This is a genomic window from Faecalibacterium sp. I4-1-79, assembly GCF_023347235.1.
Lineage (GTDB): Bacteria > Bacillota > Clostridia > Oscillospirales > Ruminococcaceae > Faecalibacterium > Faecalibacterium tardum.
In genome coordinates this window covers 1,871,466-1,893,554 of sequence record NZ_CP094467.1, presented here as the reverse complement: position 1 = coordinate 1,893,554, position 22,089 = coordinate 1,871,466, and the positions used below count along the sequence as shown (strand labels likewise).

General features: G+C 59.4%; 20 protein-coding genes and 2 tRNA genes. 13 read left to right on the top strand and 9 right to left on the bottom strand.

Features of this window, described 5'->3' with window-relative positions:
* Positions 1-9: 9 nt before the first annotated feature.
* On the top strand, positions 10-1,503 hold the full coding sequence (gene spoIVA / locus MTP36_RS09400) for a stage IV sporulation protein A (protein WP_249248560.1): 1,494 nt from the start codon (positions 10-12) through the stop codon (positions 1,501-1,503).
* A gap of 65 nt (positions 1,504-1,568) precedes the next feature.
* Here spoIVA and MTP36_RS09395 read toward each other — a convergent pair whose 3' ends face one another.
* Both MTP36_RS09395 and MTP36_RS09390 read right to left on the bottom strand, forming a co-directional pair.
* Positions 1,569-2,120 (bottom strand): DUF4364 family protein, encoded by a 552-nt coding sequence (locus MTP36_RS09395; protein WP_112090083.1) that lies wholly within the window; start codon positions 2,118-2,120, stop codon positions 1,569-1,571.
* Between the two features lie 108 nt (positions 2,121-2,228).
* Positions 2,229-3,164: a S1 RNA-binding domain-containing protein gene (locus MTP36_RS09390; protein WP_249248559.1), complete on the bottom strand. Its 936-nt coding sequence runs from the start codon at positions 3,162-3,164 to the stop codon at positions 2,229-2,231.
* A 201-nt stretch (positions 3,165-3,365) separates the two neighbouring features.
* Between MTP36_RS09390 and MTP36_RS09385 the strand changes: the two genes are divergently transcribed.
* The 7 genes from MTP36_RS09385 (at position 3,366) to MTP36_RS09355 (ending at position 9,504) form a co-directional block, all read left to right on the top strand.
* Positions 3,366-3,557, top strand: coding sequence for a DUF951 domain-containing protein (locus MTP36_RS09385; protein ID WP_113992067.1), 192 nt, complete (start codon positions 3,366-3,368; stop codon positions 3,555-3,557).
* A 50-nt stretch (positions 3,558-3,607) separates the two neighbouring features.
* A complete protein-coding gene (gene prfA / locus MTP36_RS09380) occupies positions 3,608-4,693 on the top strand; it encodes a peptide chain release factor 1 (RefSeq protein WP_249248558.1) in 1,086 nt (361 codons plus the stop codon).
* An 80-nt stretch (positions 4,694-4,773) separates the two neighbouring features.
* The gene (locus MTP36_RS09375; protein WP_249254419.1) at positions 4,774-5,799 is read left to right on the top strand and encodes an L-threonylcarbamoyladenylate synthase; all 1,026 of its coding nucleotides are present in this window, start codon (positions 4,774-4,776) and stop codon (positions 5,797-5,799) included.
* Positions 5,796-6,413, top strand: a complete 618-nt coding sequence (gene coaE / locus MTP36_RS09370) for a dephospho-CoA kinase (RefSeq protein ID WP_249248557.1) — start codon at positions 5,796-5,798, stop codon at positions 6,411-6,413. Before MTP36_RS09375 ends, coaE begins: the two co-directional genes overlap by 4 nt.
* Positions 6,410-7,075, top strand: a complete 666-nt coding sequence (locus tag MTP36_RS09365; RefSeq protein ID WP_249248556.1) for a lytic transglycosylase domain-containing protein — start codon at positions 6,410-6,412, stop codon at positions 7,073-7,075. The genes coaE and MTP36_RS09365 overlap by 4 nt, the downstream gene beginning before the upstream one ends.
* Before the next feature lie 24 nt (positions 7,076-7,099).
* Positions 7,100-8,503 (top strand): aminopeptidase, encoded by a 1,404-nt coding sequence (locus tag MTP36_RS09360; protein ID WP_249248554.1) that lies wholly within the window; start codon positions 7,100-7,102, stop codon positions 8,501-8,503.
* A gap of 155 nt (positions 8,504-8,658) precedes the next feature.
* Positions 8,659-9,504, top strand: a complete 846-nt coding sequence (locus MTP36_RS09355) for a MerR family transcriptional regulator (protein WP_249248552.1) — start codon at positions 8,659-8,661, stop codon at positions 9,502-9,504.
* Between the two features lie 6 nt (positions 9,505-9,510).
* Here MTP36_RS09355 and MTP36_RS09350 read toward each other — a convergent pair whose 3' ends face one another.
* Positions 9,511-10,362 (bottom strand): polysaccharide deacetylase family protein, encoded by an 852-nt coding sequence (locus MTP36_RS09350; RefSeq protein ID WP_249248549.1) that lies wholly within the window; start codon positions 10,360-10,362, stop codon positions 9,511-9,513.
* 249 nt (positions 10,363-10,611) lie between these two features.
* On the opposite strand from MTP36_RS09350, the gene MTP36_RS09345 reads away from it, so the two are divergent.
* The 3 genes from MTP36_RS09345 to MTP36_RS09335 all read left to right on the top strand — a co-directional run bounded on the left by MTP36_RS09345 (position 10,612) and on the right by MTP36_RS09335 (position 12,981).
* A tRNA-Leu gene (locus MTP36_RS09345) sits at positions 10,612-10,695 on the top strand.
* Positions 10,696-10,733: 38 nt separating this feature from the next.
* Positions 10,734-10,816: transfer RNA gene (locus tag MTP36_RS09340), tRNA-Leu, on the top strand.
* Between the two features lie 311 nt (positions 10,817-11,127).
* Positions 11,128-12,981: a sensor domain-containing diguanylate cyclase gene (locus tag MTP36_RS09335; RefSeq protein WP_249248541.1), complete on the top strand. Its 1,854-nt coding sequence runs from the start codon at positions 11,128-11,130 to the stop codon at positions 12,979-12,981.
* A gap of 69 nt (positions 12,982-13,050) precedes the next feature.
* Here the strand turns inward: MTP36_RS09335 and MTP36_RS09330 are convergent, their stop codons facing one another.
* From MTP36_RS09330 to MTP36_RS09310, 5 genes are all read right to left on the bottom strand, one after another.
* Positions 13,051-14,682 (bottom strand): CTP synthase, encoded by a 1,632-nt coding sequence (locus MTP36_RS09330; protein ID WP_055184657.1) that lies wholly within the window; start codon positions 14,680-14,682, stop codon positions 13,051-13,053.
* A gap of 83 nt (positions 14,683-14,765) precedes the next feature.
* Complete coding sequence (locus MTP36_RS09325) at positions 14,766-15,344, bottom strand: ANTAR domain-containing response regulator (protein ID WP_055184655.1); 579 nt, start codon at positions 15,342-15,344, stop codon at positions 14,766-14,768.
* Between the two features lie 33 nt (positions 15,345-15,377).
* The gene (locus MTP36_RS09320) at positions 15,378-16,697 is read right to left on the bottom strand and encodes a glutamine synthetase family protein (RefSeq protein WP_118657715.1); all 1,320 of its coding nucleotides are present in this window, start codon (positions 16,695-16,697) and stop codon (positions 15,378-15,380) included.
* Between the two features lie 161 nt (positions 16,698-16,858).
* Positions 16,859-18,946: a glutamine synthetase III family protein gene (locus tag MTP36_RS09315; RefSeq protein ID WP_097780126.1), complete on the bottom strand. Its 2,088-nt coding sequence runs from the start codon at positions 18,944-18,946 to the stop codon at positions 16,859-16,861.
* A 327-nt stretch (positions 18,947-19,273) separates the two neighbouring features.
* Positions 19,274-20,503 (bottom strand): class I SAM-dependent rRNA methyltransferase, encoded by a 1,230-nt coding sequence (locus tag MTP36_RS09310; protein ID WP_097780127.1) that lies wholly within the window; start codon positions 20,501-20,503, stop codon positions 19,274-19,276.
* 110 nt (positions 20,504-20,613) lie between these two features.
* Here MTP36_RS09310 and MTP36_RS09305 point away from each other — a divergent pair, with 110 nt between their 5' ends.
* Both MTP36_RS09305 and MTP36_RS09300 read left to right on the top strand, forming a co-directional pair.
* Positions 20,614-21,102, top strand: coding sequence for a CYTH domain-containing protein (locus MTP36_RS09305; RefSeq protein ID WP_097780128.1), 489 nt, complete (start codon positions 20,614-20,616; stop codon positions 21,100-21,102).
* A gap of 77 nt (positions 21,103-21,179) precedes the next feature.
* Positions 21,180-21,731: a rhomboid family intramembrane serine protease gene (locus MTP36_RS09300; RefSeq protein ID WP_097780129.1), complete on the top strand. Its 552-nt coding sequence runs from the start codon at positions 21,180-21,182 to the stop codon at positions 21,729-21,731.
* Positions 21,732-21,835: 104 nt separating this feature from the next.
* Here the strand turns inward: MTP36_RS09300 and MTP36_RS09295 are convergent, their stop codons facing one another.
* Complete coding sequence (locus MTP36_RS09295) at positions 21,836-22,039, bottom strand: hypothetical protein (RefSeq protein ID WP_097780130.1); 204 nt, start codon at positions 22,037-22,039, stop codon at positions 21,836-21,838.
* Between the last annotated feature and the right edge of the window lie 50 nt (positions 22,040-22,089).

Genomic DNA, 22,089 nt, shown 5'->3' with positions numbered 1-22,089 from the left:
AGAAGGACCTTGGAGAAACAGGAACAGAACAGCATCTGTCGCGAGATCGGCGCACGCACCGGCGGGGATATCTACATCGGTGTGGTGGGGCCGGTGCGCAGCGGCAAATCCACCTTTATCAAGCAGTTCATGGAGCAGCTAGTGCTGCCCGCCATGTCCGGCTCTGCCGCCGCCCGGGAGCGTGCCCGGGACGAGCTGCCGCAGTCGGCAGCGGGGCGCACCATCATGACCACCGAGCCGAAATTCATCCCGGAGACCGCCGTGCCCCTGCAGCTGGAGGGCGGCGGGGCGTGCCGGGTGCGGCTGATCGACTGTGTGGGCTACATGGTGGAGGGTGCCATGGGGCACGAGGAGGACGCAAAGCCCCGCATGGTCAAAAGCCCGTGGTTTGAGCAGGAGGTGCCCTTTGATCTTGCCGCAGAGACCGGCACCCGCAAGGTGATCTGTGAGCACTCCACCATCGGGGTGGTGGTCACCACCGACGGCTCAGTCAGCGATATCCCCCGGGCGGGCTACGCAGAGGCCGAAAGGCGGGTCGTCACCGAGTTGGAAGCGCTGGGCAAGCCCTATATCATCCTGCTCAACAGCACCCACCCGGACGCGCCGGAGACACGGCAGCTGGCCGAGGGCATGGCGCGGGACTACCGCCGCACCGTGCTGCCGGTAAGCTGTGTGGACTTGGATGCCGCCATGCTGGGGGAGATCCTGCGGCGGGTGCTGTACGAGTTCCCGGTGCAGGAGCTGGATTATGCCCTGCCGCGCTGGGTGACTATGCTGGAGCCAGGGCACTGGCTGCAAGCGCAGGTGTATGCAGCCGCCATGCAGCTGGCCGAGCGGGTGTCCCGCATGAAGGATCTGCCCACTGGAACGGACGCCCCTGCGCTGGAATGCGATGCCGTGCAACGCTCGGCAGTGGCAGGGGCAGACCTTGCCGCCGGCAGTGTGCGGGTGAGTGTGGAGTTGAAACCGGAGATCTTTTATCAGGTGCTTAGCGAGCAGACCGGGCTGGATATCGGGGACGAGGCGGGGTTGATGCCCTGCATCATGGAACTTGCCCGGGCAAAACGCGCCTACGAGAAGGTGCGCAGCGCCTTGGAGCAGGTGGAAGCTACGGGCTACGGCATCGTGATGCCCTCCATCGACGAGCTGCATCTGGAGCCGCCGGAGATCGTGCATCAGGATGGGCGCTGCGGGGTGCGGCTGCAAGCCTGCGCGCCCTCTATCCAGATGATGAAGGCCACCATCCACACCGAACTGAGCCCTATCGTGGGTACCGAGAAGCAGAGCGAGGACTTGGTGCAGAGCCTGCTGGCCGACTTTGCGGACGACCCGGTGCAGCTGTGGGAGTCCAACATCTTCGGCAAAAGCCTGCACGAGCTGGTGAACGACGGCTTGCAGAACAAGCTGCTCCACATCCCGCAGGAAGCCCGCACCCGCCTGCAGGAAACGCTGGAGCGGGTCATCAACGAGGGCTGCACTGGGCTGATCTGTATCCTGATCTAGGGTGTATCTGAAAAAATCCCCGCCCGCCGTAAGGTTTGCTTACAGCGGGCGGGGATCGTTCTGTCTTATTTTTCTTCCTCGGTCAGCTTGTTGATCAGCAACTGGTAGATCTCGTTGCCCTTCAGGATGAACTGTTTTTTCACCAGCTCGGCGCTCAGCCGGTCGGGCGCACCCAGTTCCAGACAGAACAGTTCGCTGTCCAGCCCCTTTACGGTGCAGCGCACGGTGCAGTGACCATCGGCCTTTTCAGTAATGCGGGCGCTGTATTTGGCCTCCTTGCGGGCCCATGTCTGGCAGCGCAGCACGGCGGCCACCGCCCGCTCCCGCACGGTGCGGGGCAGGTCGTAGGCCAGCTCCTGCGCCACCTTGCGGCCCTTGTCGGTAATGGCGTAGCTGTCACCGGTTAGGGTGACCAGCTCCTGCTTTGTGATATCGTCCAGACAGGAGCCGATCTCAAAATAATTGACAAGGGCTTCCTCCATCAGGGCGTTCTCGATCTCCTGCCGGGTAATGGGGCCGGCGTTTTTCACCAGATAGCACAGCAGCAGCCGGATCTCGGTGCTGCTGGTCAGGCCGCCGGGACGGACACCGGCGGTAAAAGCATCATTGGCGCTCATCGTTCCTTACATCCCCCTTGCACTTTCACATGGTATCAAGGGTCTGCGCCGCTACGGAAAGCGTGGGCAGCGGGCAGACAAAAACTCTTTCTATTAGTATAAAGGCTTTCAACCCGGATTGCAAGCCGCAACGGCAAAATCTGTCTCAATGCGCTTGGGACATTCCGGTGTGGAGTACACCCACCTGTCCAGATGCCCCTCAGTGATGAAGTACCGCAGCTCAAACCGGTGGGGCTGGCTCAGGGCATGGTTCACGATGACCAGCTTGATCTTCATCTTTTCCGGCAGAATGTTTTTGATGTAAACGCTTACCGCCTGCCCGGGCGCAAGGCCGGAGCAGCTCTCCGCAAGGCCCGCAAGGTTCGGCGCGATCTCCACAAAGGTGCCGTATTCCTCCACGCTGCGCACGATGCCCACCACCGTTTCGCCCACGGTGAAGCGGGCGGCGTTCTCTGCCCATGTGCCCAGCAGCTCCCGGATGGTCAGCACAAAACGCCCCTGCGCGTCCCGGTTCTTGATGGCACACAAAATCTGCTGCCCTACGCTGACCCGGTCGGCAGGGGAGGAGATGCGGCTTACCGACATACAGTCGATGGGCAGCAGGGCGCTGATGCCGCAGCCTACGTCACAAAACGCACCAAACGGCTCAATGTGGGTCACCGTACAGGGCAGAATATCTCCGGGCGAAAGGGTGTCCAGATACTCTGCCTTGCACAGCCGCTGCGCCTCGGCGCGGGAAAGCCGGTAGCAGGGTGTACCGTCCTCGTCCGTGTCCAGCCCCTCGATGACAAAACAGGTGGGGCGTCCCACCCGGGTCAGCACCGCAATATCCCGCACGGTACCGGTCTCGGCACCGTCTGCGCACTGGGCAAAGGGCATCACCGCTTTTACGCCGCCCAGCTCAAACCGCAGCTGTCGCCGGGTATCAAAGGCAAGGGCGGTGGCCTGCAAAATTTCGCCGCTGGCCATGGCAGCCCGCAGCTCGGCAGGAGAAAGGCGGGCGGCAGAACGATAACTGTTTTCGGTACGATAAGCTTGCATCATGTTTCATTCCTCTTTCTATATGGTTTTCGGGTCTCTGTGCGATGCTACAACGATATGCAGCACTGTGCGCAGATATTTGCATTTTGTGCGGCTTTGCATTATACTATATCTGTATGCGCAGCACCCGCTGGGCGGGCGGCGGCACACACTGGCTCTGCCGGGCATCTGCGCGGCAGAAAAGAAGGGAGAGGTCGGATAAATATGGACGTCGCTGTGGGAGATACCATCCTCACCCGCAAAAAGCACCCCTGCGGAGCATCCAGCTTCGAGGTGCTGCGGGTGGGCATGGATTTTAAGATCCGCTGCACCGGCTGCGGACGCGAGGTTATGCTGCCCCGCGCCAAAATTGAAAAGAACATCAAAAAGGTGGTAAAGCCCGGCAGCGCGCAGTAGCGCAGCCAACGCACCCGAACCGGAACGAATTTGTAAGGAGAACTGCAAGGATGCAAGATATTTCTTCCCGGATGGATGCGGTCTGCCGCCGCTTTGAGGAACTTTCCATGCGGCTGAACCAGCCCGATGCCGCCGCCGACCCGGCACTGTTCCGCAAGCTGATGCGGGAGTACCACGACACCGAGCCGGTGGTGGAGGCTTACCGGGACTGGCAGACCGCGCTGGATCATCTGGCACAGGCCAAAGCCCTGCTGGAGGAGCCCGGTTCACTGGACCCGGACTTCAAGCAGATGATACAGCAGGAAATCAGCGAAAAAAGTCAAGATGTGGCAAAGCTGGAAAATAATCTCAAAATTTTGCTGCTGCCCAAGGACGTGAACGACGGCAAAAACGTCATCATGGAGATCCGCAGCGGTGCCGGCGGCGAGGAAGCTGCTCTGTTTGCCCACAGTCTGCTGCGCATGTACACCATGTACGCCCAGAACCGCGGCTGGACGCTGGAAGTGCTCAACCTGAACGAGACCGAACTTGGCGGCGTAAAGGAAGCCATCGTCTCGGTGGACGGCGCGGGTGCGTATAACCGTCTCAAGTATGAGAGCGGGGTGCACCGGGTGCAGCGGGTGCCGGAGACCGAAACGCAAGGCCGCATCCACACCTCCACCGCCACCGTTGCGGTGATGCCGCAGGCAGAGGAGGTGGACTTTGCGCTGGATATGAAGGACCTGCGCATCGATACCTTCCGCTCCTCCGGTGCGGGCGGTCAGCACATCAACAAGACCTCCAGTGCCATCCGCGTGACCCATATCCCCACGGGTACGGTGGTGGAGTGCCAGAACGAGCGCAGTCAGTTCCAGAACAAGGATAAGGCGCTGGAGATCCTGCGCAGCCGGTTGCTTGCGCAAAAACAGAAGGAACAGCAGGATGCCATCAACGCCCAGCGTCAGGGGCAGGTGGGCACCGGCGACCGCAGCGAGAAGATACGCACCTACAACTTTCCGCAGGACCGCTGCACCGACCACCGCATCGGGCTGACTGTCCATAATCTGGAAAAGATCATGGACGGCAATCTGGACGAGGTCATTGACGCCCTTGCCACCCGCGAGCAGACCGAAAAGCTGCAAAGGCTGGGCGGGTAAAACCCGGTTTTGCGGGTGCAAAACCACTCGAACGGATGACAAGCAACTATACTTTACAGATAGAAAGAACGATGATTCGTATGGAAATCAAAACTAGAGTTTTGCCTGCCGATGAAGCAGGCGTAGCCGAGGCCGCGCAGCTGCTGCGGCAGGGGCAGCTTGTAGCCCTGCCCACCGAGACGGTCTACGGCATTGCCGCCGATGCCCGCAACGGCGCGGCGGTGCGCAATATCTTTATAGCCAAGGGACGCCCGCAGGATAACCCCCTTATCGTTCACGTCACCGGGCCGGAGATGCTGCCGGGTCTTGTCAGCGAGGTGCCGGAGCGCGCCCAGCTGCTGATGGCAGCCTTCTGCCCCGGCCCACTGACCATCATCATGCCGCGCGGGCCGGAGGTGGCAGATGAATGCTGCGCCGGACTGGATACTGTGGGTATCCGTATGCCCAGCCACCCGGTAGCGCGGGCGGTCATCCAGCAGAGCGGCTGCGCCTTTGCCGCCCCCAGTGCCAACCTTTCTGGCAAGCCCAGCCCCACCAACGCGCAGGATGTGTTCACCGATATGGACGGCCGCCTGCCGCTGATCTTGGACGGCGGCGAGTGCGATGTGGGTGTGGAGAGCACCGTGGTGTCGGTGGTGGGGGAAAAGCCCACCCTGTTCCGCCCCGGCCACATCACGCTGGAGGACTTGGAACGCGCCCTCGGTGAAGAAGTAGAGGTGTCCAAGGCCATTCTGGAAAAGCTGCCGGAGGGTGCTGTGGTGCGCAGCCCGGGCATGAAGTATAAGCACTACGCCCCCAAGGCCGATGTGACTCTGCTCAACGGCACCTTTGCGCAGTTCAAGGCCTATGTGGACGCCCATAAAAACGAGAACCCCAGCTGCCTGTGCTTTACCGGCGAAAGCGCAAAGCTGGATGTGCCCTGCGTGGAATACGGCCGCGAGGGGGACGGTGCAGATCAGGCAAAGCACATCTTCCGTTCCCTGCGGGCGCTGGATGAGCAGGGCGATGGCGTAGTCTACGCCCGCTGCCCGCAGAAAGATGGCCTGTCCATGGCGGTGTACAACCGCCTGATCCGCGCCGCCGCCTTCCGGGTGATCGACCTATGATCACATTGGGTATCACGGGGCGCAGCGGCTGCGGCAAGTCCACGGTCACAGCGGTATTTGCAGCCCACGGCGTGCCGCTGGCAGACGCCGACCAGCTCAGCCGGGAAATTTTGTTGCCCGGTTCGCCGCTGCTGCCGCAGCTTGCGGCGCGGTTCGGCGGGGAGATCCTCCGCCCGGACGGCACGCTGGACCGCCGTCTGCTGGCTGACCGCGCCTTTGCCACCCCGGAGGGCAAGGCTGCACTGGACAGCCTGACCCACCCCGCCATCGTGGCGCGCATCCGTGCGGCAAAACAGGCGGCACAGGCCGCCGGAGCGTCCCTTTTTGTGCTGGACGGTGCGGTCATCGTGGGTACTGCGGCACAGGCTGAATGTGACCGCCTGTGCGTGGTCACTGCACCCTTTGAAACCAGTGTGGCGCGTATCGTGGCGCGGGATGGCATCTCGCCGGAGATGGCTGCCCGCCGCCTGAACGCCCAGACCCCGGAACAAACCCTGACCGCACAGGCGGACTACACCCTGCGCAACGACGCCGGGTTGGAGGCGCTGCAAGCCGCAGCCGCCCGCCTGTGTGTGCAGCTGCAGGCAGAAGGGGGCGTGACGGCAGCGCTTTGAACGAACAAAATTATGAAAAAGTCTACAACCCCATCGCCGCCCGGGAGCGCCGCGCCGCGCGGGAAAAACTGCATCGCCGCAAACAGCAGCGCCGCCGCCGGATGGTGCGGCGGCTGGTCGCTTTGTGTTTGGCAGTGGTGCTTACGGTGTGCGTGGTGCCGCCTTTGTGCAACCGGGCAGAGCAGCTTTTGTACCCCCGCAAGTACGAGCAGCTGGTGGAAAAATGGGCAGCAGCCTATGAGTTGGATCCCCTGCTGGTCTACGCCTTTATCCGCACCGAAAGCGGCTTTGACCCGCAGGCTACCTCCAGCGTGGATGCCCGGGGCCTGATGCAGATGACTGAGGAGACCTTTCTCTGGATGCGCAGCAAGATCGCCCCGAATGAGCCGCTGACCTTTGCCGACCTGTACAGCCCCGATACCGCCATCCGGTTCGGGTGCTGTTATCTGCACCTGTGTATGGTGCGCTACAAAGGGGATGTATCCACGGCGGCAGCGGCTTACCACAGCGGCTGGGGCACGGTGGATCAGCTGCTGCAAATGGAGGAACACTCCGCAGACGGGGAAACGCTGCAGGGCTTCCCCTATAACCAGATGCACCACTACGTCAACAAGATCACCGCCTGCTACCAGACCTATCAGCGTCTGTACGCAGGTCAATGATAAAAAGTTAAGGAGCGTAAAATTATGAGCGAGAAATTTACTGCAAAAGAGTACGCCGAAAAGCTGCTCTACACCCCCGAATACGCTGCCGACAAGCAGGCAGATGTAAAGGAAAAGGCTGCTGCCTTTGCCGAGGGCTACAAGAAATTTATGGACAGCGCTAAGACCGAGCGCGAGGCTGCCGTTGTCAGCGAGCAGATGCTGCTGGCTGCCGGCTACAAGGCTTTTGAGCCCAAAAAGGCCTACGCCCCCGGTGAGAAGGTCTACTTCATTCAGGAGAACAAGGCTGTTGTGGCGGCTACCATCGGCCAGAAGCCCTATGAGGAGGGCTTCCGTCTGGTCATTGCCCACATCGATTGCCCCCGTCTGGATCTGCGCCCCAACCCCCTGTACGAGTCTGACCACATGAGCTACTTCCGCACCCACTACTACGGCGGCGTGCGCAAGTACCAGTGGGCTACCATCCCGCTGGCCATCCACGGCGTATTCACCCGCGCCGACGGCTCCAGCGTCAACTTTGCCGTCGGTGAGGACGAGAACGATCCCGTGTTCTGCATCACCGACCTGCTGCCCCATCTGGGTGCTGAGCAGAACGAGCGCAAGCTCAGCGAGGGCATCAAGGGCGAGGAGCTGAACGTGCTCATCGGCTCTGACACCGTGGAGGAAGAGGACGTCAAGGAGGCTGTCAAGCTGAACACCCTCATCCTGCTGAACCAGAAGTACGGCATTACCGAGCGCGACTTCACCCGCGCCGAGATCGAGGTGGTGCCCGCTGCCAAGGCACGCGACGTGGGCTTTGACCGCTCCATGATCGGTGCCTACGGCCACGATGACCGCGTGGATGCTTACCCCGCGCTGCTGGCCGAGATCGAGACCAAGGATCCCGTGCACACCACCATCTGCGTGCTGACCGATAAGGAAGAGATCGGCTCTGACGGTGTGACCGGTATGCAGAGCATGTATGTGTTCCACTTTATGCAGCTGCTCTGCCGCGCTGCCGGTCAGGACGACATTCTGGCCTTCCGCAACAGCGTGTGCCTGTCTGCGGACGTGACTGCCGCCTACGACCCCTCTTGGGCAAGCGCCTTTGAGAAGCAGAACGGCACCTACGCCGGCCGCGGCATTGCCATCTTCAAGTACACCGGCAGCCGCGGCAAGAGCTCTGCCAGCGATGCCAACGCCGAGCTGGTGGGCGACATCACCCGTATGCTGGATGCCAACAACGTGGCATGGCAGATCGGCGAGATGGGCCGTCTGGATCTGGGCGGCGGCGGCACCATTGCCAAATATGTGGCAAACCGCGGCATCAAGGTGCTGGATATGGGTGTGCCTGTGCTGTCCATGCACTCTCCCTTCGAGGTCATCCATAAGACCGACCTGTACATGGCATACCGCGCCTTCTCTGTGTTCTGCCAGTCTGCGGACTAAAAAAATGCGCGCGCCGCAGCCTGCGGCATACACGCAATAAAAGCACCTTTTTACAGAGCCGTCTGCACATTTTTGTGCGGCGGCTCTGTTTTTTGCGCAAAACCCTTGACCTTCAACCGGCTTTAAGGTGTAATGTAAGGGCGGAGGTGAAGCAAATGAACATCAAACAGGCTTCCGAACAAAGCGGCGTGTCCGCCCCGAACATCCGCTTTTATGAAAAAGAAGGGCTTCTCACACCGGCACGCAGGCAGGGCAATGACTACCGCGATTACACCGCCGGGGATGTCCGCACGCTTAAACTTATCCGTATGCTGCGGATGCTGGATGTGCCGCTGCCTACCATCAAGGCGGTACTGCGCGGGGAACAGCCCCTGCAACAGGCGCTGCAAGCCCAGCAGACCGTGCTGGAGCAGCAGGCGGCGCAGCTGGCGGCAGCCATGCAGTTCTGCGCCGACCTTGCCCGGCAGGCTCCGCAGACGGACACGCTGGACGTGGACGCCTGCCTGACCCGTATGGAAAGCCCCGCCCCGCAGCAGGGGTTCTTCTCCGGCTGGCTGCAGGATTACTGCACGCTGGCACAGGTGCAGCACCAGAAGCACTTTTTCTTTATCCCGCAGGGCAGCATCAACACCCCGCAGGAGTTTACAGCGGCGTTGCAGGCTTATGCAGAGGAAAAGGGAATGCAATTCGCCCTGACCAAAGAGGGAATGTACCCGGAGTTTTCGCTGGACGGCATCGCGTATAAAGCCTACCGCAACCCGGGCAAGTATCGCGATGAGATTTGTTGCGATGCCATGCACCCCGAGCAGCTGGACGCAGGACTGCCGCCCCGGCGGGAGAAACTGCTGCGCATCCTGCGCCTCGCTGTGCCGTCGGTGTGCACCTTTGCTGCCATTCTGGCGGCAGGGTGGGTGGTGACCGGCGGTGCAGGCTGGCTGTGGCTGGCGGTGCTGGTCTCTGCCGGAGTGCTGCTGGGGCGCTGCTTTGAAAGGTGGTTGTAAGGCGCATTACCCCAGTGGCAGCGCCTCGGCTACGGTCAAAAAAGTGTAGCCGTTGTCTGTATACCACCGGATGATATCCGGCAGCGCCTCGGCGGTGGTGCGGGTAGTGGCAGAGTCGTGCATCAGCACCACGCAATGGGTCTGCTCGCCGGTCTCCCGCACCACATTACGGTAGATGGTATCCGCACTGGGGTGCCCACCCACGGCGTCCTCGGCGCAGACGTTCCAGTCCACCCACTGCCAGCCGCGCTGCTCTACCTCGGTTTTTAGCTGTTGCATCAGCCCCTTGCCGCCGTAACGGCGGCTCACGGTGTTGGTGCTGCCGCCGGGAAAGCGCAGGTACCGGATGTTCTCGGCATCCACATAGGGGGCAATGCGCTCCTTCAGCAGGGCGATATCCTTCCAGTAGGCGGCGCTGCTGCGGTAGATGTCGCTGTATTCGTGGGAGGCAGAGTGCAGCGCGATTTGATGCCCGGCGGCAGCAGCCTGCGTGAGCAGGGGCAGATATTTCTCGTTGTAGCCGGTGGCCACCACAAAAAAGGTGCCGTGCACCCCGGCGGCATCCAGCGCAGCCAGCACTGCCGGAGTGGTCTTGCTGGGGCCGTCATCAAAGGTCAGGCAGACCCATTTTTCCGGCAGGGAAGATGCTGCGGGCGTACCGGCATCGGATGCAGCCACCACCGGCGCAGCAGGGGAAAAGGGGCTGAAGTCCGGCGCGGCGGTCAGCTCGTTCAGCCTACAGCCCACCGGTGCGTGTACCGGTACCAGCCACCCCGCCGCAAACGCTGCCAGCGCTGTTGCCAGCAGCCCGCCCCATAGTCCGATGCGCCCGCCGGTGCGCCGCACAAAAAGTTTCATACACGAACCCCCTCCTTTGCTCTGGGCGCAGCGCCGCAGGCAGATTTTCTGCGCACAAATGACCTGTGTAATTGCCAGAAAGGCTGCCTTTGCGCGCGCGTTGCGCTGCTATTATAGATATGAAACTTAAAAAAACTTATGAGAAACAAAGAAACCACTTGACGAAACGCCGGAAATGTGTTACTATATGCAAGCAGTCCGCACCAACGGTTTTCTACCTCAAAAACCGGAGAACTGTAAAACAGGTATGCGAGGGTGGCGGAACTGGCAGACGCGCACGTTTGAGGTGCGTGTGGTTTATCCTTGGGGGTTCGAGTCCCCTCCCTCGCACCAGAAGGCAAGTCGGTTTTTGACTTGCCTTTTTTCTATGAGCAGAAGTGGTGGAATGGCAGACACGCTGGTTTTAGGCACCAGTTCCTTGTGAGTGAGGGTTCAAGTCCCTTCTTCTGCACCAATGAAAAGACCCGCAGCAGCCCTGAAGATTCAGGCGCGGCCTGCGGGTCTTTTTGTCCTTTTGAGCGGCAAAAACAGGGCAAATCTGCGTGAATCGCCCTTGAAACGACACGAATCACCCCGGGGATGTGTTGACAGGCTTTTTTACGGGATGGTATAATATTATTAGGAATAGTGTCGGTTTATATGGGAGCTGACACGCGGCGCTTGTGCACTTTTGCGGAACTTTGTGCATGGCGCTTCAGGATAAAGCCTTTGGGAGAACGTATTGTGAAGAGGTCTGGCTGCGGGGCAGTCAGGGGGAACAGCTTTATGAAGAAGAAACAAAAAAATATACTGCTCATAGCAGGGATGCTGCTGGTGCTGCTGGTCGGCATCCTTGCTTACAGTGCCTATACCCAGAAGGAGGTCTATCAGGAAAGCACGGCAAATCTGCTTTCTACCTATGGACAGTCTGCCAAGACCTTTACCATGTTTGCGCAGCGCAACTGGAACATCCTGACCGACTGGGACAGCTATCTGGGCGCCCTTGCGGAGCGGGGAGAGCAGGAGGGGCAGTGGCAGGAGTATATTGCCCAAAAGGCTACCTGGCAGTACACGGATTTTTACCTGTTCAACGAGCAGTGCGAGTTCTGGACCACCGCCGGGCGGCAGGGCACGGCAGAACACATGAAGGACGCTTTTGAGGAGCTGTATACTGCAAATGCTCCGGTGATCACCAGCTACACCTCCAGTCAGGGCATCCGTAAGATCATATTTGCCATGCCTATGGAACAGCCCTTGCAGCTGGGTGACACCACCTATACAGCGCTGGCGGTCAGCTACGATAACGCCGTGCTGGAAAAGCTGCTGGGCAGCATGGTCTATGAGGGACAGAGCGATTGCTATATCGTGCGCTCAAACGGCGATATCGTGCTTTCCACCGAGGTCAAGACCGAGATCACCGAGCAGATGACCAACCTGTTTGATTACTTACGGCAGAACGCCAGCGTGGATCAGCCTTACTTTGACACCATGGTGCAGACCCTGCCGCAGGGCGGCGAGGGCTGCGTGCTGTACACGTTGAACCGGCAGAAATATTACCTGATCTATCAGCCGCTGGGGCTCATGGATTGGAGCATCATCGGTATCGTGCCCACCGGGGTGGTGGATGCCGGGATGCGCAGGGTGCAAAACGCTACTATTTTAGTCATCGCACTGCTGGGGCTTCTGATCATGGCAGGCGTGGTAAAGATCCAGCGTGACGCGGAGCGCAACCGCCGCCGGGAGCTGGAGCGCCGCCGGGAAAAGAGCGATATGATGTTCGCGGGCATGGCGCGCGTTGTGGAGCGTTTTGCAGTGTGCGATCTGGACCGTGACCGCTACCAGTACTATGAGCGGCGCGGAGAGCCACTGTACCCGCCGGAGGGTTCTTACCAGCAGATGCTGGAGCAGATATCGCGCAAGTATGTGGTGCTGACCGACAGCGAAAACGCCAAGATCCCCCAGATGCTGGCCCCGGAGAACCTGCGCAGGCTGATCAAAACGGACAACGACTCCCTCAAGCTCGAATACGCCGCCCGCGATAAAAGCGCATTTTTCATGATGACGGTGGTTCCCATGGCGTGGAAGGGTGACCGCCTGACCCGTGTGATGATGATCGTGCAGGATATGGGCAAGCAGCACCTGCTACAAAGCCTTGCCAACACCGATGGCCTGACCGGCCTGCTGAACAAGCGCTATTTTGACCGGGTACTGACGGTGCTGGAGCAGCACAGCCAGCCCTTTGCGCTGTTCTATATGGACTTGGACCGCTTCAAGCCTGTCAACGATACCTACGGCCATGATGTGGGCGATGAACTGCTGAAGGGTGTTTCCCAGCGGCTGCAGGGCTGCATCCGCAGCCGGGACTACGCCTTCCGTCTGGGTGGTGACGAGTTCGCCCTGCTGCTGATCGGCCCGATGGGACCGGAGGCTTGCGCCAGCAAGATGAACCTGATCTGTGAGATGATTGCCGTGCCCTATGAGATCGAGGGCAATACCGTGAGCGTGGGCGCCAGCTGCGGCTACGCTTTGTACCCTGCCGAAAGCGTGGACGTGCAACAGGTGCGCTGCATCGCTGACCAGCGGATGTACGAGAATAAGCAGGCAAACCACGCCAGACAGGACGGCGCGGAAGACATTTAAAATCGTCTTACATAAAGCAAGGCCGCAGCACGGTATTTTGTGCTGCGGCCTTGCCGTTATATTATGCTATTACAGATGCAGCATATCCCGCTGGGCGGCAGCGCGGTAGCGCAGCGCAGCGGCGATAAAGCCCTTGAACAGGGGATGTGCGCGGTTGGGGCGGCTCTTGAACTCCGGGTGGAACTGTGCGCCCAGATGGAAGTCGCGGCCGGGCAACTCTACGGTCTCCACCAGATGGCCGTCCGGGCTTGTGCCGGAGATGACCAGCCCGGCGTCCTGCATCTCCTGCCGGAAGTCGTTGTTGAACTCATAGCGGTGGCGGTGGCGCTCCCAGATCTCGCTCTCGCCGTAGCACTCGGCCATCTTGGTGCCGGGCTTCACCGTGCAGGGGTACTTGCCCAGACGCATAGTGCCGCCCTTGGGGATGTTGCCCTGCTGGTCCGGCATCAGGGAGATGACGTTGTGGGCACCGTCCGGGGTGAACTCGCTGGAATTAGCGTCCTTGTAGCCCAGCACATTGCGGGCAAATTCAATGACCATGATCTGCATACCAAGGCAGATGCCAAAGCAGGGAACACGGTTCTCGCGGGCATACTGGGCGGCTTGGATCATGCCCTCGATGCCGCGGTCGCCAAAGCCGCCGGGCACGATGATGCCGTCCACGTCTGCAAAGGCTTCTTTGCAGGCGGCCTGATCGGTCAGATCCTCGCTTTCTACCCAGCGGATCTCCACCTGACTGTCGTTCTCAAACCCGGCATGGTACAGGCTTTCCATCACCGAAAGGTAAGCATCGTGCAGCTTGACGTACTTGCCCACCAGTGCGATGGTGCAGGTCTTGCTGCGGGTGGCAATGCGGGAGACCACCTGCTTCCACTCGGTCAGGTCGGCTGGGGGAACATCCAAGTGCAGCTGATGCACCACCACATCGTCCAGACCGTTGGTGTGCAGCATCAGCGGGCACTGGTAGAGGCTCGGCATGGTCAGGTTCTCAATGACGCACTCCGGCTTGACGTTGCAGAAGGTGCTGATCTTGCGGCGGATATCGCTGCCCACGCTGCCGTCTGCGCGCAGAATGATGATATCGGGGCTTACGCCCATGCCCTGCAGCTCCTTGACCGAGTGCTGGGCGGGCTTGGATTTGTATTCGTCCGAGCCGGAGATGTAGGGCACCAGCACCACATGGATGAAGCAGCAGTTCTCCCGTCCCTGCTCCAGACCTACCTGACGGATGGCCTCCAGGAAGGGCTGGCTCTCGATATCGCCGGTGGTGCCGCCAATCTCGGTAATGACCACATCGGCTTCGGTAGAGGATGCCAGATTGTAGATGTAGCTCTTGATCTCGTTGGTGATGTGAGGGATGATCTGCACCGTTTGTCCCAGATAAGCGCCCTGACGCTCCTTGTTCAGCACGTTCCAGTACACCTTGCCGGTGGTCAGGTTGGAGTACTTGTTCAGGTTTTCGTCGATAAAACGCTCGTAGTGTCCCAGATCCAGATCAGTCTCGGTGCCGTCATCGGTCACGAACACTTCGCCGTGCTGCAGCGGGCTCATGGTGCCCGGATCCACGTTCACATAGGGGTCCAGCTTCTGGCTGGCCACCTTCAGGCCGCGGCACTTCAAAAGCCGTCCCAGAGATGCAGCAGTAATGCCCTTGCCCAGACCGGAGACCACGCCGCCGGTCACAAAAATAAATTTTGCCATAAAAATATACCTTTCTTTGTCGTAAAATAAAACTTTCCTATAAAAGGCTCGCTCCGGCGCACCCCTTTCCCTGCGGGTGCGTCTCATTCGCTTCTGTCAGCGTACTCCTCCAGTACCTCCTGCGCCACCTCGGCGCGGTCGCGGCGGGTGTCCATAGCCTGTTTTTCAAGGTAGCGGTGCGCTTCGGCCTCGGTCATGTGGGCGTGCTCTACCAGACAGCACTTTGCCCGGCTGACCAGCCGCAGCTGCCCGATCTTGTCCTGCAGGCGGGCGTTCTCCTGCCGCAGACGCTGCAAGCGGTGGTTGCCGGCAGCCGCCATGTGCATGGCCTGCAAAAACAACGGGGTGGTGAAGGGTTTGCTCAGCAGCAGCACCCCCTGCTCGTTCAGGGGGGCAAGCAATTGTTCAGCCTGTGCGGCCTTTACCAAAAAGACCACACCGGCATCGGTCTGCTCCACAGCGGTGATGCACAATTCGTGCCCGAACTCATCGGGCAGGGGAGCGTTGACCACGATCAACTCAAAATCAGATTCCGACATTCTGCGCCGCGCCTCGGCTCCGCTGGGAATGATCACCGGGCGGCTGTAACCCATCTCGGACAGCCGCGCGGCGATATACTCGTTGGAGTTGGCACCGGCGCTTACGATCAGTGCGCGTCCCATTTTCCGCACTCCTTTCTCCTGCGCAGGCAGGGATCAGATGGCGTTAAAATAGTAGACGCGCTCGTGCTCGGCCTGGTCAGGCGCACTCCGCAATGCGGCGCAGCGCTTGAGTTCCTCCGAGAAATAGCGTTTAGAAAGCCCCTCCGGCAGCACCTTGCGCAAAAACTCGCTCTCCTCGGCTACCTGCACCGCCTCCTCAAGGGTGGCGGGCAGGGTCTCAAGACCCAGTCCCTCGGCCTCGGCGGCATCGAACAGGTTGCGGTTCACCGGCGGCTGCAAGACCATGCGCTGCTCAATGCCGTCCAGTCCGGCAGCCAAAATCAGACCAATGGCCAGATACGGGTTGCAGGCGGGGTCTGGGCTGCGCAGCTCCATGCGGCAGCTGTCACCCTTGACCATGGGAATGCGCACCAGCTGGCTGCGGTTCTGGCGGCTCCAGCTCACATAGCGGGGCGCTTCGTCACAGCCAAAGCGCTGGTAGCTGTTGGGCAGGGGATTGGTGAACACGGTCAGTTCCCGGCTGTGGGCCAGTACACCGGCCATAAAGCTGCCTGCTACGCTGTCCGGGGCAATATCGCCCTCAAACAGGTTTTTGCCGTCCATGTAAAGCGAGAGGTTGATGTGCAGCCCGCTGCCGGCCTGCTGGGGCAGGGGCTTGGGCAGAAAGCTGGCGTGGAGACCGTTGCGCATGGCAATGGCACGGACGATCTGCTTAAAGGTCATCACGTTGTCGGCGGTTTTCAGCGGTCCTGCGTAGCGGCAGTCGATCTCGTTCTGGCCATTGCCGCTTTCGTGGTGGCTGTGCTGGGGTGCCATACCCATCTGCTCCATGGTCAGGCAGATATCCCGGCGCAGGTTTTCACCCGCATCCAGCGGCGCAACGTCAAAATATCCACCGAAGTCAATGGGAATGCAGGTGGGGCGGCCACGGTCGTCCTTTTCAAACAGATAAAACTCGCACTCGGTACCCACGTTGCAGGTAAGTCCCAGCTTTTTGAATTTGCGGTTCATATCCCGCAAAAAGCCGCGGCAGTTGCCGCTAAAGGCTGCGCCGTCTGGCATTTCCACATCGCAGAAGAACTGCATCACCCGCCCTTCGGTGGGACGCCACGGCAGGATGGTCACGGTGGAAAGATCCGGCCGCAGTACAAGGTCGCTTTCCTCAACGTGCATAAAGCCCGCAATGGAACTGCCGTCAAAGCACACGCCCTCTTCCAGCGCCTTGGACAGATTGCTGGCCAGCACGGCAATGTTCTTCTGGGTGCCAAAAATATCACAGAAGGCAAAGCGCACAAATTTGACGTTGTTATCCTCCACAAAATCCAGAATATCCTGTTGGGTGGAATAGCTCATAAATACCCCCCTTACAAAAACTGCATTTCAAATAAAACGCCCAAAGGCCTGCCCTCAAAAAGGGAGCAGGTCTTTGGGCTGGTGTAAGAAATAGGAAAAGGAGAATGGCTAATTGATCCGGCAGCCGGCGGATGCTTATTTTTTACGTTGTCAGGAGATTATCAGACGTAGTAAAGCATCTTGCTGTAGCTGGGCAGAGGCCAGTAATCCTCGCCGCAGATAGTCTCGGCATCGTCGGCAGCGGCACGCAGGGCATCCATCACCGGGAGAACGTTATCGTGGAAGGCAACGGCCTTCTCGCTCTCGGTGGGCAGTGCCTTTGCGGCATTCACGGCATCCTGCAGGGTGTCGATGGCATCGCTCATGGCATCGGCGTCAGAAGAAAGCTTTTCCAAAGTCTTGGTCTCGCTGCGCACGCTGATGTGCTCGCTGACAGCCAGCTTGGAGGCGGCGGTGTTGGCAACCTCGCTCATGTAGGCGTTGATGGCGGGCAGCAGCTGCTTGCGAGCCATCTCCAGCATGGTCAGAGCCTCGATGTTGATGATCTTGGAGTAGTGCTCCATCTCAACCTCGTAGCGGCTTTCCATCTCCACCTTGGTCAGCACGCCGAACTCTTCCATCAGGGCGATGTTCTTGGGCTCGACCAGTGCGGGCAGAGCAGCGGGGGTATTCTTCTTGTTGGGCAGGCCGCGCTTGGCTGCTTCGGCTTCCCACTCGGCGGTGTAACCGTTGCCGTTGAAGATAACGCGGCGATGGTCGCGGATGGTGCGCTTGATCAGAGCGATGGCTGCGCTGGTAAAGTCCTCAGCGCCCTCCAGCTCGTCGGCGTAGCCCTTCAGCTCCTTGGCGACAGCGGTGTTCAGGATGGTGTTGCAGTCGCTCAGGTTCTCGGCAGAGCCGGGCATACGGAACTCGAACTTGTTGCCGGTGAAAGCGAAGGGGGAGGTACGGTTGCGGTCAGTGGTGTCCTTGCTGAACTTGGGCAGAACGTCCACGCCCAGATCCATCTTCATCTTGACGGGGCCGGCATAGGGAGAATCGGATGCGATCGCATCGATGACGGCTTCCAGCTCCTCGCCTACGAAGATAGAGATGATGGCCGGAGGTGCCTCGTTAGCGCCCAGACGGTGATCGTTGCCCGGGGTGGCCACAGAGGTGCGCAGCAGGTCAGCGTACTCATCCACAGCCTTGATAACAGCGGCCAGGAAGATCAGGAACTGCAGGTTCTCCATGGGGGTGTCGCCGGGATCCAGCAGGTTCTCGTGGGTGGTGCTCATGGACCAGTTGTTGTGCTTGCCGCTGCCGTTCACGCCTTCAAAGGGCTTCTCGTGCTGCAGGCAGACCAGACCATACTTGGGTGCGATCTTGCGCATCATTTCCATGGTCAGCAGGTTGTGGTCGATGGCTACGTTGGTGGTATCGAAGATGGGAGCAAGCTCGTGCTGGCAGGGGGCAACCTCGTTGTGCTTGGTCTTGGCGGGCACGCCCAGCTTCCACAGCTCCTCGTCCAGCTCCTTCATGAACGCAGAAACCTCGGGACGGATGACGCCGAAGTAGTGCTCCTCCAGCTCCTGACCCTTGGCAGAGGGAGCACCGAACAGGGTGCGGCCGGTGAGGATCAGATCCTGACGTGCCTCGTAGTCCTCCTTCTTGACCAGGAAGTATTCCTGCTCGGGGCCGACGGTGGTGGAAACGTAGTCCACATCCTTGCCAAACAGCTTCAGGATGCGGACGGCCTGACCGGACAGTGCGTTCATGGAACGCAGCAGGGGAGTCTTTTTATCCAAAGCCTCGCCGGTGTAGCTGACGAATGCGGTGGGGATGCACAGCACATCATCCTTCACAAAGGCGTAGCTGGTGGGGTCCCATGCGGTGTAGCCGCGTGCTTCGCAGGTAGCGCGCAGACCGCCGGAGGGGAAGGAGGAAGCGTCGGGCTCGCCGCGTACCAGCTCCTTGCCGGAGAACTCCATGATGGCGGTGCCGTCGCCCACGGGGCTGACGAAACCATCGTGCTTCTCGCTGGTGATGCCGGTCAGGGGCTGGAACCAGTGGGTGTAATGGGTGGCACCCAGCTCCATAGCCCAGCGCTTCATCACGCTGGCGACAACGTTTGCCACCTCAATGTCCAGCGGAGCACCCTTGTGCAGGGTGTTCTTCAGGCTTTTGTAGGTAGCGCTGGGCAGGCGCTCCTTCATAACGTGCTCATTAAAGACCTTGCTGCCGTAGATCTCCATAACATTTGCTGCCATAAATCCTACTCCTTACTTGATCTTACTTTTTTCTTTCGCCTTGGGTCTGCCGCAATGCAGAAACCCAAAGCTTGCTTACATCCTAACAAAAACGGCGCTGCGAGTCAGGAGGTGACCCACAGCGCCGTTGCTGTCTATGGCTAAGATTATAGTCTTTGCGGGCAAAAAAGGCAATTGACAAAACTGACGATTCTGCACAAACACGATCTCGGATTTTTGGAATAACCGCGATTGGTATGACTTTTACACCGGAAAAACCGCTTTCAGAACGGCTTTCTCCGGCTGAAAGGTGCGCAGCGTGCGGCAATTGTTCTTACTGTAAAAGCATCAGATGACCTGAAACAGGAAAAACTTGAGGTAGTTCGTCTCCGGCACGCCCCACAGAATGGGGTGATCCGGTGCCTGCTGCTTTACCTCGATCTGCCGCAGCTGCCGGTGGGCGTCCTTGGCGGCAGCGCGCAGCATCTTGATGAACAACTCCTCGGTGGCAAAGTGGGAGCAGCTGGCAGTAGCCAGATACCCGCCCCGGGGCAGCAGCTTCATGGCGCGGTAGTTGATCTCCTTGTAGCCGCGCATGGCATTCTCCACCGTGCGGCGTGCCTTGGTAAAGGCAGGGGGATCCAGAATGATGAAGTCGTAGGGGCTGCCCTCCTTTTCCAGCCGGGGCAGCAGGGCAAAGGTGTCCTCACAGAGGAAATCCATATTGTCGAGACCGTTGCGTTCGGCGTTGCGCTTTGCCATGGCAATGGCTTCGGCGCTGATGTCGGCAGCAGTCACCCGGGCAGCCCCGCCCTTGGCAGCGTTCAAGGCAAAGCTGCCGGTGTGAGTAAAGCAGTCCAGCACGGTATGCCCGGCGGCAAGGCGTGCTACCGCCCGACGATTATATTTCTGGTCAAGGAAAAAGCCGGTCTTTTGCCCGTTTTCAAAGTCCACATGGTAGTACACGCCGTTTTCACAGATCTCGGTCTGGGTGGTTTCCGGGTGGCTCTCGCCGGGCAGGGTGAACCAGCCCTTGTTTTGTTCCAGCCCCTCCTTGGCGCGCAGGGCTTCATCGTTGCGCTCATAGATGCCGTCAATGGTCTGTCCGTCTGCCCGCAGCACCTCAGCCAAAAGCGGGAAGAGCACCGGCTTCAGCTTTTCCATGCCTACGCTCAGGGTCTGGGTGACCAGAACATTGTTGAAACGGTCCACCGTCAGGCCGGGGAACTGGTCTGCCTCGCCAAAAATGAAACGGCAGGCGGAAAGGTCGGCGGGTTCCAGCACCGTTTTGCGGTAAGCCCATGCGTACTCCACCCGGCGGCGCCAGAAAGCGGCGTCAAAGGTGTCGTTGGCGTTGCGGGAAATCAGCCGCACCCGGATTTTGCTTTGCAGCGAGAGAAAACCGGTGCCGAGATAGGCGCCCTTGGGGCTGACCACATCCACCAGCGTGCCGTTTTCCGGCGTAGTGCCGGGGGCTTCCAGAATGTCGTTCTCGTACACCCAGGGGTGCCCGCCCACCAAAAGACCTTCGGCGTGCTTGTTGACTTTATATACAGGATAAGTGCGTTCGCTTTTCATAAAATGCTCCTTCAACTAAGAATGCGCAAAATGATGCTTGTTCTGCTCTTTATCATAACATAAAAATATGGTAGAATAAATACAAAATTTTGCGGAAGGAAGAAAACGCTATGGAGATCGAACGCAAATGGATGGTGACCGGCTGGCCTGAGGGGCTGCCCCTTGAGGAAGAGTTCACCATGCGGCAGGGCTATATCAGTGTGCAGCCCACGGTGCGCATCCGTGAGGAGGCGCTGACCGGCGGCAGCACCGACTATATCCTCTGCTTCAAGTCCGCCGGAGGCCTGGCACGGGAGGAGATCGAGCGCAGCATCGACAAAGATCTGTTTGTGCAGCTGGAGGAGAAGATCATCGGCAAGCCGCTGATCAAAAAGGTGCGCCGGAGCTACCGCCTGCCGGACGGCGCGGTGCTGGAGGTGAACCATGTGGACGAGGACTTGCCCACAGCGTTCTGGTACGCCGAGGTGGAGTACCCCACGGTGGAAGCCGCGCTCCGCTGGCAGCCGGATACCTGCGGCCTTGCGGCATACCTCAACAATGAAGTAACGAATCAGCCCGGCCAGAGCATGGGCGCATACTGGGCACAAACCAGAGGGTAACGCCAACAATACTGTGAAGGGAATGACTGTTTACGAAAAAGAGCAAGCTGAAACTGGAACTCCAGTATAACTCGCCGGTGATCCTTACCTTTTTTCTGCTGTCCATGCTGGTGCTGCTGGCAGACGGCTGGACGGACGGCTGGAGCACCATGAACCTCTTCTGCGTGTACCGCTCCTCGTGGCGAGACCCGCTGGGCTACATCCGACTGTTCGGCCATGTGCTGGGTCATGCCAACTGGGAGCATTTTCTCAACAATATGCTGCTGCTGTTGGTAGTGGGCCCGCCCATGGAGGAAAAATACGGCAGCATTCCGCTGCTCAAGGGCATTCTGTTCACCGCGCTGGTCACCGGCGTGCTGCAATGCATCCTGTTCCCCAACACGGGGCTGTTGGGTGCATCCGGCATCGTGTTCATGCTGATTATGCTGTCCTCGCTGGCGGGCTTTTCCGGCGGCATCCCGGTCACCATGCTGCTGGTGGCGGCGCTGTATTTCGGCCAGCAGGTGTATGATATCATCTTTGTGCACGATAACGTAGCAAACTTTATGCACATCGTGGGCGGCTTGTGCGGTACCGCCTTCGGCTATTACTGTGCCCTCCACCGCCACCCTGCGCGCAGCCGTAAATAAAAAGAGAAGAATTATAGATAAAAACGGGATACCGGAACGTCTGTGGACGCTCCGGTATCCCGTTTTTACAAGAAAGAAAAATAATGAGTGCGGCAAACTGGAAGCTACCATTTTCCTTTAACGATTCGTCCACCGACCAAAATGAAAGAAAAAATAGCAGCGAAAATCAAAAGGGTAATCCAAATCGGGCTGAGTACCCATAGCCATGACCACGAAATCAATCCTGTTACTTTTAGTACAGCGAAGATCAAAACTAAAGCAACAATAGGATCCATCCTAGACCGGTAGGATTTCTTCTCCGTGCGCATAACAGAACCTCCTTAAATTCCGATTTGTTGAACTAAGCCGAGTATACCAT